The sequence below is a fragment of the Devosia aquimaris genome (assembly GCF_020169335.1).
Classification (GTDB): domain Bacteria; phylum Pseudomonadota; class Alphaproteobacteria; order Rhizobiales; family Devosiaceae; genus Devosia; species Devosia aquimaris.
The window spans coordinates 494,182-506,290 of sequence record NZ_JAIEZN010000002.1 but is presented as its reverse complement, the minus strand read 5'-3'; the positions used below and the strand labels follow the sequence as shown (position 1 = coordinate 506,290).

Below are 12,109 nucleotides of genomic sequence, written 5' to 3'. Positions count from 1 at the left end.
CACCGCGCCCTTTTTCATGTCTGGTTCTGATTGAGCGGCTACTCGGCAGCGGCCTTTTCGGCGTCGCTGCGCTGGTCGGTGATGGCCAGCGGCTCGGCGGCCTCTTCCCGTACGCGGCGGATGCGCAGGCGCTTGATGCGGCGGCTGTCAGCGGCGAGAATTTCGAACTGGAAGCCGTCCAGCTTGGTGACCTTTTCACCGCGCTTGGGCACATGGCCGGCCAGGTCAAACACCAGGCCGCCAATGGTATCGACCTCTTCGGCATAGTCGCCGGGGTCGAACTCGGGGCCCAGCATCTGCTGCACATCGTTCAGTTCGGCACGGGCGTCGGCAATATAGGTATCGGGGCCGACCTTGCGGATGAGCGCAGCGGCCATTTCGTCGTGCTCGTCCTCGATCTCGCCGACCACGGCCTCGAGCAGGTCCTCGATGGTGACCAGGCCATCGGTGCCGCCATATTCATCGACCACAATGGCCATGTGCACGCGGCTGGCGCGCATGGATTGCAGCAGGTCACCCACCGGCATGAAGGTGGGCACGAACATGGCCGTGCGCACCAGGTCGAACTTGCCGATCTTCTGCTTGAGCACGCTTGAGACCAGCTTGACCGGCACGTCCTTGGCCGGGTCCGTCACCGGTTCGGTGATCTTGCCCAGGGCATCCTTGACGTGGATGAAGCCGACAATATTGTCGAGCCCGTCCTCATAGACGGGCAGGCGGGAATGACCCACCTGGCGGAACCGGGCGAGCAGCGTGCCCAGGTTCACATCGGCCTCGATGGCCTGGATGTCGCTGCGTTCGACCATGACGTCGCCCACCGAGACATTGGAGAGCTTGAGCACGTTCTGCAGGATCGTGCGTTCACTTTCGGAGAAGTCGGCGGCTTCCGCGCTTCCCTGTTCATCGAGCGCAACCTGCAGATCGTCACGCAGGGACACCGTGCCCCGGGCCAGCATGGACCGGACGCGGTTCCAGATCGATGGCCTCCGTGCGGGCACGGAGGCGGTGCTAGAAGGAGGCTCGGGATTGGCGGGCGCTACGGGGCCCAGACTGTCGCTATCGTTCATGTTTTCTCGCCGCCACAACAGCAGCTCACTGTCCTAAAAATTGCTCTGGGCCGGCAGGCGGATCGGTCCGCCTCAATCTGCATAGGGATCGGCAATCCCCAGGCTGGCCAGAATCCGGGTCTCAAGGCTTTCCATGATGTGGGCCTCGTCGTCGGTGAGGTGATCATAGCCTAAAATGTGCAGAAATCCATGCACCACAAGGTGGGTGAAGTGATCCTCAAAGCTGGTGCCCTGGTCGGCAGCTTCGGCAATCAGGGTCTCGCGGGCCAGGGTGATGTCGCCCAGAATGCCAATGACTGGCTCAAACGGCTCGATCTGGGGAAAGCTCAGCACATTGGTGGAGCTGTCCTTGCCGCGCCATTGCTGGTTGAGCTCGCGCTGCTCGGCATCGTTGGTGAGCACGATGGCCAGCTCGGCCGCGCCCTTGACCTTGGCCTTGGACTGCTTGAGCGCCTCGAGCACGGCGCGCTCGGCCAGCGGCTCCATGGTGTCGGGCCAGGCCTCGTCATTGATGATGACGGCGATATCAAGGGGTGGGGTTGGGGGCATGCCACTCAATCTGTTCAGCTCAGGGGCATGGCATACGCCATGGCGATCCCCGGTGTCACGCCGCATATGCGCTGCGGCCTGGCCCGAAATCTCAGGTCAGGCCGCGGTGCACTTGCGGTGGTCAGGCGCCAATGCCCTCAGCGGGCGGCACCGTCGGTGGCATTGTCGGCTAGGCGCTTGGCGGTGTCGGCTTCGTAGGCGCGCACGATGCGGCCCACAAGGGCGTGGCGCACCACATCCTTGTCGCCAAAGCGCGAGATATGCACGCCCTCGACGCCATCGAGCAGGTTGACGGCTTCGACAAGGCCGGATTTCTCGCCGCGCGGCAGGTCGACCTGGGTGGGGTCGCCGGTTACGATCATCTTGGAGTTCTCGCCCAGGCGGGTCAGGAACATCTTCATCTGCATCGACGTCGTGTTCTGGGCTTCGTCCAGGATCACCACGGCATTGGCCAGGGTGCGGCCGCGCATGAAGGCCAGCGGCGCCACCTCGATGATGCCCGAGGTGATGCAGCGTTCCACCGTCTCAGGTTTCATCATGTCATAGAGCGCGTCATAGAGCGGGCGCAGATAGGGATCGACCTTTTCCTTCATGTCGCCGGGCAGAAAGCCCAGGCGCTCGCCGGCTTCGACGGCGGGGCGGGAGAGGATGATGCGGTTGATATCGCCACGTTCGAGCAGGCTGGCTGCATGGGCCACCGCCAGGTAGGTCTTGCCGGTACCGGCCGGGCCGACGCCGAACACCAGTTCGCTGCGGTCCATGGCGCGCATATAGGCGTCCTGCGAGGGGGTGCGGGCGACGATGGTGGATTTGCGCGTGGCGATCTGGGCCATGCGCACCTTGCCCTTGCGCTCCAGCGTGGGGAGCGTGAGCTGGCTGTCCTCGGTCTGGATCATGCGGATCACGCCATCGACATCGGAGATATCGATGCTGTGGCCTTCCTCGAGGCTGCCATAGAGCGATTCCAGCACGCGACGCGCCTGGTCGACGGCGCTGGCAGCGCCCTTGAGCAGAACATGATTGCCGCGGGGGGTGGCCGTTACCTTCAGACGCTGTTCGATCAGCGCCAGGTTCTGGTCGAAGTCGCCATACAGCTGGGCAGCCAGGCGGTTGTCTTCAAAAGCGAGTTCGAGTTGGGATGCGAGTGCGTTGTCTGCGGTCGGGGACAAATGCCTGCTCAAACTGGTGTGGCTCCACGCTCAGCGCGGCTGCGGGCTTGCGCCGCGACTACATTGACGAGGCTAGGATGATTTGGCGCCCGTGTCTGTAGCAATATTGTGACAAGGCCGATGAACGGCAAGGGCGAGCCACGGCCCTCTTTTGGGCTTGCTCCTCACGGGACAGGCACTATACTGAACTACATGGTTCAGTTTCAGCAGACACAATTCGATACCGCCTTTGCCGCCCTCTCGGACGCCACGCGCCGCGGCGTGCTCGAACAGCTCACGCGCTCGGATGCCTCGATCACCGATCTGGCAACGCGCTTCCAGATGACGCTCACCGGCATGAAAAAGCATGTGGGCGTGCTGGAGCGGGCGGGGCTGGTGACCACCCACAAGGTTGGGCGCGTGCGCACCTGCCGGCTGGGCAGCAGCCGGCTGGAACAGGAAGCGGCCTGGATCGAGCGTTATCGCCAGCTCTGGGACCAGCGCTTTGACCGGTTGGACGCAGTCGTGGACGAACTCAAACGCAGGGAGAACAGCAATGGACACTAGGCAGGTCGATATGAACCAGGACCTTGGCCAGACGGTGGTGCGGCGCGTGTCCGACACCGAAATGGCGGTGACGCGCGTGTTTGATGCGCCGGCGCGGCTGGTGTTCGAGGCCTGGAGCAATCCGGCGCTGTTCCAACGCTGGTGGGTGCCCAAGTCACTGGGCGCTGCCCTGCGTTCCTGCGAGATGGATGTGCGCACCGGCGGCACCTATCGCCTCGAATTCGCCGGCGAGGGCGACAGCAGCTTTGCCTTTTTCGGCCGCTATCTCGATGTCGTCCCGCCCCACCGCATCGTCTGGAGCAATGATGAAGGCCCGGACGGCGCCATTTCCACCGTCACCCTGGTGGAACAGGATGGCAGAACGCATCTGACCTTCAGCGAGGTCTATCCCAGCAAGGCCGCCCTCGAAACCTCCCTGGGTGGCCTCGACGCCGCGCCCGAACAGTTCACCCAGCTCGACGCGATCCTTGTCGAACTGGCGGGCTGAGGCTGGGGCCTATGTCCGCAAGGACAGGTGAAAGCGCGCATAGCGCTCGAAAGTCTCGACCTTGCGAAAGCCCGCGCGGCCCAGCGCGGCAGCACTCTTGTGGTTGCCATGGGTCACGCCGGCAAAAATGTCAGACGCGCCCAGATCATCCCTGGCATAGGCGCAGGCCGCGGTGATGGCCGCCGTGGCATAGCCTTTGCCGGTCGCGGCGCTGGCGAGCCAATAGCCGATGCCATAGCGCGGTGGCTCGACCGGAACGAGATCGAGACGCCCCACCAGCTGGTCATTGACCACAAGACCAAATCGCAGATGGCGATTGGAAGCCTCCGACAGCGCCAGTTCCATGGCTTGTTGGGTGGCGGCCAAGAGGTCGGCATAGTCGCCATGGGCGGTCAGGTGCGTGGCGTTTTCCGCGACGAGGCGGTGCAGGGCGGGGGCATCGCTTGCCGTCAGCGGCCGCAGGTCCAGGCCGGGAAGTGCTGTCTGGAGCAAGCCGCCCTTGCTCATGGCGCCACTAAGCCGCCACCGCCTGCTTGAGCCGGCCGACCAGCGAGTTGGTGCTGGTGCCGATGATCTCCACCGGATGGATCGCGCCGATCAGGTCGGTCGAGCCTTCCAGATGCACGGCCTGCAGATAGGGCGAGCGGCCGCCGACCTGGCCGGGCATGCGGCCGGGGCGTTCGATCAGCACGGGCAGGGTCTTGCCAACGCAGCTGAGATGGAAGGCCGTGGTCTGGGCATTGACCAGTTCCTGCAGCCGATAGAGCCGCTCGGTCTTGACCTCTTCGGCGATCTGATCGGAGAGGCCTGCGCCCGGCGTGCCGGGGCGGGTGGAATATTTGAAGGAATAGGCCGAGGCATAACCGACCTCGCGGATGATGCTCAGCGTGTCCTCGAAATCCTGGTCCGTCTCGCCGGGGAAGCCGACGATGAAATCGCCCGAGAGCGCCATGTCGGGTCGAGCGGTCTTGATGCGCTCGATCACGGCCAGGTATTCGGCTGCCGTGTGGCGCCGGTTCATGGCTTTGAGAATGCTGTCGGAGCCCGACTGAACCGGCAGGTGCAGATAGGGCATCAGGATATCGAGGTCGCGATGGGCTGCGATCAGGGCATCGTCCATGTCGCGGGGATGGCTGGTGGTGTAGCGCAGGCGCTCGAGCCCGGGAATTTCAGCCAGCAGATACGCCAGCTCACCGAGGCCCACCACGCGGCCCTTGTCGTCGCCATGATAGGCGTTGACGTTCTGACCCAGCAGGGTGATTTCCTTGACGCCGGCGTCGACCAGGCCCCGCGCTTCGGCCAGCACCTGGTGCACCGGGCGGCTGACTTCGGCGCCGCGGGTATAGGGCACCACGCAGAAGCTACAGAATTTGTCGCAGCCTTCCTGCACGGTCAGAAAGGCGGTCAGGCCCCGCTTGATGGTCACTTCCTTGCGGGCGGCTGGCAGGTGCTCGAACTTGTCTTCCTCGGGGAAGTCTGTGTCGATGATGGCTTTCTTGAGCGCCGGGTGCATGTGGCGCTGGCCTTCGGCGCGGGCCAGCATGTCGGGCAGCTTGTGATAGGCCTGGGGTCCGAACACCATGTCGACCACCGGCGCACGGCGGGCGATCTCCTCGCCTTCGGCCTGGGCCACGCAGCCGGCCACGCCGATCAGCATGTCGCCGCCCAGCGCGCGGCGCTCGGTCTGCAGTTCCTTGAGCCGGCCCAGCTCGGAAAACACCTTTTCAGATGCCTTTTCGCGGATATGGCAGGTGTTGAGCAGCACCAGGTCGGCCTGGGCCATGTCGAGCGTGGTCTCATAGCCGTGCGGCGCCAGCGCATCGGTCATGCGGTCGCTGTCATAGACGTTCATCTGGCACCCATAGGTCTTGATGAACAGCTTCTTGGTGTTGGGGCGGGTCGGGGTCATCTCGGTCATGCCGGCTCTTTACCAGACTTTGCGGTGAGCGTCATAGCCGCTGAAAGCGGTCTGGCAGCGCCTTTCAGGCCAGCAAGGCGAAGAGGCTTGCGGCGGGACAGGCCCGCTGGCCGGGGCTGTGGGCCGCAGTGCGGCTCAATATGGTCTGGCGTTGGCGCGGCATTTGCACTATAGGGACGCCTGTCGCGCGCCCATCGGGCCGCGGCAGTCATGGCCCCTCCTGGACGACATCCCGGCCGGGGCGACCGCAATCCTCACTGTTGAAGGGATCTATCCGATGTCGATCACTGCCGAGCGCAAGACCGCTCTGATCAAGGAATACGCCACCACTGCCAACGACACCGGCTCGCCGGAAGTTCAGGTGGCTATCCTGTCCGAGCGCATTGCCAACCTCACCGAGCACTTCAAGGGCCACGCCAAGGACAACCATTCCCGCCGCGGCCTGCTCAAGCTGGTTTCGACCCGCCGCAGCCTTCTCGACTACGTCAAGAAGGTCGACGAGGCTCGTTACAAGACCTTGATCGAAAAGCTCGGCCTGCGCCGCTAAGGCGCGCCAGCTGAATTGCGGGTGCGGGGGGATGCCTTCCGCACTCGCCAACGTTTTGCCGCCCCAGGCGGCGCAACGACTAGCGTAGACCGGCGCATGCCGGAGCATGGCAGGATTATTGGCCGCTCCCTCGCCTCACGCTTGGCAAAATCAGTCCCTGGTTTTGGTCTCGTGAGGCATCCCGTTTTCGACCGGGAGCTGCTTGTTGTCTTGCCCATGTTTCGTCTTCGCCAGACGCAACAGTGCCTGATTTTGAGCCTGGGCCACACATGGGGTGGGGTCGCAGGTGCGGGCGCACCGGATGAGTTCGCGGGATGACCTACGCCTCCCGCGTTACCGCTCAGCCGGCAGAATGGAAAGACGATAGCAATGACGATCAATTTTGATCACCACAAGGTCGAGCTCAACTGGGGCGGCCAGCCGCTGACCCTTGAGACCGGCAAGATTGCCCGCCAGGCCGACGGCGCCGTGCTCGCCACCCTGGGCGAAACCGTGCTGCTGGCCACCGTTGTCAGCGCCAAGTCCGCCAAGCCGGGCCAGGACTTCTTCCCGCTGACCGTGAACTACCAGGAAAAATACTTTGCCGCCGGCAAGATCCCGGGTGGCTATTTCAAGCGCGAAGGCCGTCCGACCGAGAACGAGACCCTGGTCTCGCGCCTGATCGACCGTCCGATCCGCCCGCTGTTCCCCGAAGGCTACAAGAACGAGACCCAGGTGGTCGTCACCGTTCTGCAGCACGACATGGAAAACAATCCCGACGTGCTGGCCATGGTTGCCGCCTCGGCTGCCCTGACCATTTCGGGCGTGCCCTTCATGGGCCCGATCGGCGCTGCCCGCGTCGGCTATGTCGATGGCCAGTATGTGCTGAACCTGCCCGTTGATCGTCGCAGCGAATCCAAGCTCGACCTGGTCATGGCCGGCACCGACGACGCCGTGCTGATGGTTGAGTCCGAAGCCAAGGAACTCAGCGAAGAAGTGATGCTGGGTGCCGTGATGTTCGGCCATGCCGAGAGCCGCAAGGTGATCCAGGCCATCATCAAGCTGGCCGAGCTCGCTGCCAAGGAACCGCGCGACTTTACCCCGCCCGATTACTCGGCGCTGGAAAAGGAAGTCCTGGCTGTTGCCGAGGCTGACCTGCGCGCTGCCTACAAGATCACCGACAAGCAGCAGCGCTATGCTGCCGTGGATGCCGCCAATGCCAAGGTGAAGGAGGCTTTTGCCGCCCGCGTCGAGGCCGGCGAATTCTCCAAGGAAGATCTGGGCGAGGTGGTGCACAACCTCCAGGCCAAGATCGTGCGCTGGAACGTGCTCGACACCGGCCTGCGCATCGACGGCCGCGATCTCAAGACCGTGCGTCCGATCGTGTCGGAAGTGGGCGTGCTGCCGCGCACCCATGGTTCGGCCATCTTCACCCGTGGCGAAACCCAGGCGCTGGTCGTGGCCACGCTGGGCACGGGCGATGACGAGCAGTACATCGATAGCCTGGAAGGCACCTACAAGCAGAACTTCCTGCTGCACTACAACTTCCCTCCCTACTCGGTGGGTGAAGCTGGCCGCATGGGTTCCCCGGGCCGTCGCGAAATCGGCCATGGCAAGCTGGCCTGGCGCGCGATCAACCCGATCCGTCCCTCGATCGAGGAATTCCCCTACACCATTCGCGTGGTGTCCGAGATCACCGAGTCCAATGGCTCGTCCTCGATGGCAACCGTGTGCGGCACCTCGCTGGCCCTGATGGATGCCGGCGTGCCGCTGGCGCGTCCGGTGGCCGGCATTGCCATGGGCCTGATCCTGGAAGGCGAGAAGTTCGCCGTGCTGTCCGACATCCTGGGTGACGAAGATCACCTGGGCGACATGGACTTCAAGGTGGCCGGTACCGAAGCGGGCGTCACGAGCCTGCAGATGGACATCAAGATCGCCGGCATCACCGAGGAGATCATGAAGATCGCCCTCGAGCAGGCCAAGGGCGGCCGTATCCACATCCTGGGCGAAATGGCCAAGGCCATCACCGCGTCCCGTTCGGAAGTGGGCGAGTTCGCACCGCGCATCGAGACCATGAAGATCCCGACCGACAAGATCCGTGAAGTGATCGGCACCGGTGGCAAGGTGATCCGCGAGATCGTGGAAAAGACCGGCGCCAAGATCAACATCGAGGACGACGGTACCATCAAGATCGCCTCCAGCGACGGCAGCCAGATCGAAGCGGCCATCAAGTGGATCAAGTCGATCACCGACGAAGCCGAAGTGGGCGCCATCTACCAGGGCACCGTGGTCAAGACCGCCGATTTCGGCGCGTTCGTGAACTTCTTCGGCGCCAAGGACGGCCTGGTGCACATCAGCCAGCTGGCCGAACAGCGCGTCGCCAAGACCACCGATGTGGTCAAGGAAGGCGACAAGGTCTGGGTCAAGCTGCTCGGCTTTGACGAGCGCGGCAAGGTGCGCCTGTCCATGAAGGTGGTCGATCAGGCCACCGGCAAGGAACTCAAGGAAGAAGCCGCCGAGTAATCGGGGCGCTTTCCTCACACATCAAGGCCCGGAGCAATCCGGGCCTTTTTGCTGTCGTGGCCTGGGCTGGCGGCGTGATTGCAATCACATCTTCGAGAGAGACCGGTCCGGGCACACGCCAGCTTCGTATTGAGGCTTTCCTGCACTAGTCGAGCTTCCCGGCAACCCCTAGTGAACAGATCAAGTATCGTCCGCAACGCTCGAACTCCGCAATAAGGTTTTACCTTGCTTTCTCGTCGCATGTTCATGATCGGCCTGCCGGCCGTCACACTCGCAGCCTGCTCCAGCACCCGTACTCCGGTGACCACCGAACCGCGCATCGACCCCTATTACCAGGCGATGTACGGCACGATGACCAATGAGAAGTTCGTCGTGCAGGCCATGGACCTGCGCCGCGTCGATCCCCAGTTCTGGCGTCAGGAAGTGCCCTATGTCACCTCCGAGCGGCCGGGCACGCTGGTGGTCGATACACCCAACCACTTCCTCTATCTGGTGATGGAAGGCGGTCGTGCGCTGCGCTATGGCGTGGGCGTGGGCAAGAGCGAGGCCCTGGTCTTCCGCGGCACCGCCACCATTGGCCGCAAGGCCGAATGGCCGCGCTGGACGCCGACCCAGTCCATGATCAAGCGCGAACCCGAGCGCTATGGCCCCTATGCCGGCGGCATGGAAGGCGGCCCGACCAATCCGCTGGGGCCGCGCGCGCTCTATCTCTACAAGGATGGCCGCGACACGCTGTTCCGCCTGCATGGCACCACCGAACCCTATACCATCGGCACCAATGTCTCCTCGGGCTGCATCCGCCTGATGAACCAGGATATTATCGACCTCTATGGCCGCGTGCCCACCGGGACGCGCGTGGTCGTGATCAACGCCTGATCACGTCCGCCGGGCCAATGCCGCGACAGCGGGGCGCCTTGCTTCGGAATCCGTAGTCACCGAAGCGAAGTTCACTGCTGTCGCGACACTGGCCCGGCCCCCAAGACGAATATGACAAGCAAAAGGCCCGGTGATCACTCACCGGGCCTTTTGCATATCTGTCTGGCGGGGGCGGAGCCCGCAGCCGCTGGCGGGTCGATCAGACCTGCTGCACCGATTCCACGCCCGGCACGAAGTGGCGGAGCAGGTTCTCGATGCCGCTCTTGAGCGTGGCGGTGGAGGAGGGACAGCCCGAGCAGGCGCCCTGCATGTGCAGGAACACGGTGCCTTCCTTGAAGCCCTTGAAGGTGATGTCGCCGCCGTCCATGGCCACGGCCGGACGCACGCGGGTGGCCAGCAGCTCCTTGATCACTTCGACGGTCTCGCTGTCGTCGTCGTCGAAGAACTCATCGACCTCGTCGAGATTGGCAATGGCCGGGCCGCCTTCGGCGATCACCGGCTTGCCGGAGAGGAAGTGATCCATGATCACGCCCAGGATGGCCGGCTTGATATGGGCCCAGTTGGTGTCGTCCTTGGTCACCGAGATGAAGTCGGAGCCCAGGAACACGCCGGTCACGCCGGAAATGGCGAACAGGCCGGTGGCCAGCGGCGAGGCGCTGGCGGCCTCGGGGCCGCGGAAATCACGCGGCTCGCCCACCAGCACGTCGCGTCCGGGCAGGAATTTGAGCGTGGACGGATTGGGCGTGGCTTCGGTCTGAATGAACATCGGGGCGCCTGCGGTTTACGATTAGAACGCTTCTAAAATAGTCTTCTGGGCTCAGGATGCAAGGGAAAACCCCGCTTGCCGTCCGCCTGCATGGCGGCTGTGCGCCTTAACAGATGGCAATGATCTCGTCATCGCTCATGCGGCCGGGCACCACGGTCAGCGGAATGGGCAGCGCATGGGCGCGGGCGGCAAAATGGGTCACCAGCGGGCCGGGGCCCTCATTGCCGGTGGAGGCCGCCAGCACCAGGATGGCGATGTCGCGGTCTTCCCCGATCAGCCGCTCGATTTCCTCGGCGCCTTCGCCTTCGCGGATCACCGATTCGACCTTGACGTCACCGATGTCGCGGATGCGGGCGAGGCGGGTGTCGAGGTTGCGCTCGGCCTGTTCCACGGCCTCGGCGCGCAATACGTCCTCCACGCCCAGGCCGATGAATTCGGGCTTCTGCACGATGCTCATCAGCACCACCGTGCCGCCGGTGCGCTTGACGCGATAGGCGGCAAAGGTCAGGGCCCGATCGCATTCGACGGTCTCGTCGATCACCACCAGGAATTTGCGCTTGTATTCGGTCGCGTACATGGCCGGACCTCCCTAGCGAACAAAGCCGACAATTCTGCGCACGTCTTCCATGACCGGCTGGGCAATGGCCCGGGCGCGTTCGGCGCCGTCGCGCAGGATGGCATCCATTTCGCCGCGATCGGCGACCAGGCGCCGCATTTCCTCAGCCACCGGGGCCAGCACCGACACGGCGAGATCGCCCAGCGCCGGCTTGAAGCTGCCCCAGCCCTGGCCGCCATATTGGGCCAGCACGTCATCGACGCTGCTGTTGGCGAGCGCGGCATAGATGCCCACGAGGTTTTCTGCCTCGGGGCGTCCCTCAAGTCCCGCAGCTTCGCTGGGCAGGGCGTCGGCATCGGTGGTGGCGCGCTTGATCTTTTTGGCGATCAGGTCGGCGTCGTCCATCATATAGATGGTCGAGAGGTCCGAGGCGTCGGACTTGCTCATCTTCTTGGTGCCGTCTTTCAGGCTCTTCACCCGCATGGCCGGGCCGGTGGCCAGGGTCTCGGTGATGGGGAAGAAGTCGCCCTTGATGCCCTGCGCCTTGATCTGCTTTTTGAAGTCGTGGTTGAACTTCTTGGCGATGTCGCGGGTCAGTTCGAGATGCTGGCGCTGATCCTCGCCCACCGGCACGGCGGTGGATTTGTAGAGCAGGATGTCAGCCGCCATCAGGCTGGGATAGGCGAACAGGCCCAGCGAGACATTCTCGGAATTTTCGCCGGCCTTGTCCTTGAACTGGGTCATGCGCGCCATCCAGCCCATGCGGGCGACGCAGTTGAAGATCCAGCTTAGCTCGGCATGCTCGACCACCTGGGACTGGTTGAAGATGATCGACTTTCTGGGGTCCAGGCCCGAGGCGATATAGGCGGCCGCGATCTCATAGGTCCAGCGCTTGAGATCCTCGGGGTCCTGCCAGACCGTGATGGCATGCATGTCGACCACGCAATAGATGGTCTGATGCGTCTCCTGCAGCGGCACGAACCGCCGGATGGCGCCCAGGAAATTGCCCAGATGCAGATCGCCCGAGGGCTTGATGCCCGAAAAGACGCGGGGAGTGAAAGTCATAAGTCACACCGATCAGGTTTAGCAGCCTGCCGAAGTACACCCGCAGGCCAAAGGGAGCAAG

13 protein-coding genes are annotated in these 12,109 nt (G+C 63.7%); 5 read left to right on the top strand and 8 right to left on the bottom strand.

What is annotated here, in order from left to right:
* Positions 1–38: 38 nt before the first annotated feature.
* From K1177_RS15340 to K1177_RS15330, 3 genes are all read right to left on the bottom strand, one after another.
* Positions 39–956, bottom strand: a complete 918-nt coding sequence (locus K1177_RS15340; RefSeq protein WP_224704388.1) for a hemolysin family protein — start codon at positions 954–956, stop codon at positions 39–41.
* 183 nt (positions 957–1,139) lie between these two features.
* The gene (gene ybeY, locus K1177_RS15335) at positions 1,140–1,616 is read right to left on the bottom strand and encodes an rRNA maturation RNase YbeY (RefSeq protein WP_224704386.1); all 477 of its coding nucleotides are present in this window, start codon (positions 1,614–1,616) and stop codon (positions 1,140–1,142) included.
* Between the two features lie 137 nt (positions 1,617–1,753).
* Complete coding sequence (locus K1177_RS15330) at positions 1,754–2,785, bottom strand: PhoH family protein (RefSeq protein ID WP_224704328.1); 1,032 nt, start codon at positions 2,783–2,785, stop codon at positions 1,754–1,756.
* Positions 2,786–2,977: 192 nt separating this feature from the next.
* Here K1177_RS15330 and K1177_RS15325 point away from each other — a divergent pair, with 192 nt between their 5' ends.
* Both K1177_RS15325 and K1177_RS15320 read left to right on the top strand, forming a co-directional pair.
* Positions 2,978–3,331 carry an ArsR/SmtB family transcription factor gene (locus K1177_RS15325; RefSeq protein WP_224704326.1) on the top strand — a complete coding sequence of 118 codons (354 nt, stop codon included), beginning with the start codon at positions 2,978–2,980 and terminating at the stop codon, positions 3,329–3,331.
* A complete protein-coding gene (locus tag K1177_RS15320; protein WP_224704324.1) occupies positions 3,321–3,818 on the top strand; it encodes an SRPBCC domain-containing protein in 498 nt (165 codons plus the stop codon). The genes K1177_RS15325 and K1177_RS15320 overlap by 11 nt, the downstream gene beginning before the upstream one ends.
* Before the next feature lie 9 nt (positions 3,819–3,827).
* Here the strand turns inward: K1177_RS15320 and K1177_RS15315 are convergent, their stop codons facing one another.
* Both K1177_RS15315 and miaB read right to left on the bottom strand, forming a co-directional pair.
* Positions 3,828–4,310 carry a GNAT family N-acetyltransferase gene (locus tag K1177_RS15315; protein ID WP_224704322.1) on the bottom strand — a complete coding sequence of 161 codons (483 nt, stop codon included), beginning with the start codon at positions 4,308–4,310 and terminating at the stop codon, positions 3,828–3,830.
* Positions 4,311–4,332: 22 nt separating this feature from the next.
* Complete coding sequence (gene miaB, locus K1177_RS15310) at positions 4,333–5,736, bottom strand: tRNA (N6-isopentenyl adenosine(37)-C2)-methylthiotransferase MiaB (protein ID WP_224704313.1); 1,404 nt, start codon at positions 5,734–5,736, stop codon at positions 4,333–4,335.
* Between the two features lie 277 nt (positions 5,737–6,013).
* Here miaB and rpsO point away from each other — a divergent pair, with 277 nt between their 5' ends.
* The 3 genes from rpsO to K1177_RS15295 all read left to right on the top strand — a co-directional run bounded on the left by rpsO (position 6,014) and on the right by K1177_RS15295 (position 9,661).
* Entirely contained in the window at positions 6,014–6,283 is a 270-nt protein-coding gene (gene rpsO, locus K1177_RS15305) for a 30S ribosomal protein S15 (protein ID WP_224704304.1), read from the top strand.
* Between the two features lie 369 nt (positions 6,284–6,652).
* Entirely contained in the window at positions 6,653–8,785 is a 2,133-nt protein-coding gene (gene pnp / locus K1177_RS15300; protein WP_224704302.1) for a polyribonucleotide nucleotidyltransferase, read from the top strand.
* Positions 8,786–9,025: 240 nt separating this feature from the next.
* A complete protein-coding gene (locus K1177_RS15295; RefSeq protein WP_396120246.1) occupies positions 9,026–9,661 on the top strand; it encodes a L,D-transpeptidase in 636 nt (211 codons plus the stop codon).
* A gap of 199 nt (positions 9,662–9,860) precedes the next feature.
* On the opposite strand, the gene K1177_RS15290 is transcribed toward K1177_RS15295, so the two are convergent.
* The 3 genes from K1177_RS15290 to trpS form a co-directional block, all read right to left on the bottom strand.
* Positions 9,861–10,427 carry a NifU family protein gene (locus tag K1177_RS15290; protein ID WP_224704300.1) on the bottom strand — a complete coding sequence of 189 codons (567 nt, stop codon included), beginning with the start codon at positions 10,425–10,427 and terminating at the stop codon, positions 9,861–9,863.
* A gap of 106 nt (positions 10,428–10,533) precedes the next feature.
* Positions 10,534–11,004, bottom strand: a complete 471-nt coding sequence (locus tag K1177_RS15285; RefSeq protein WP_224704297.1) for a universal stress protein — start codon at positions 11,002–11,004, stop codon at positions 10,534–10,536.
* A 12-nt stretch (positions 11,005–11,016) separates the two neighbouring features.
* Positions 11,017–12,048, bottom strand: a complete 1,032-nt coding sequence (gene trpS / locus K1177_RS15280) for a tryptophan--tRNA ligase (protein ID WP_224704295.1) — start codon at positions 12,046–12,048, stop codon at positions 11,017–11,019.
* Between the last annotated feature and the right edge of the window lie 61 nt (positions 12,049–12,109).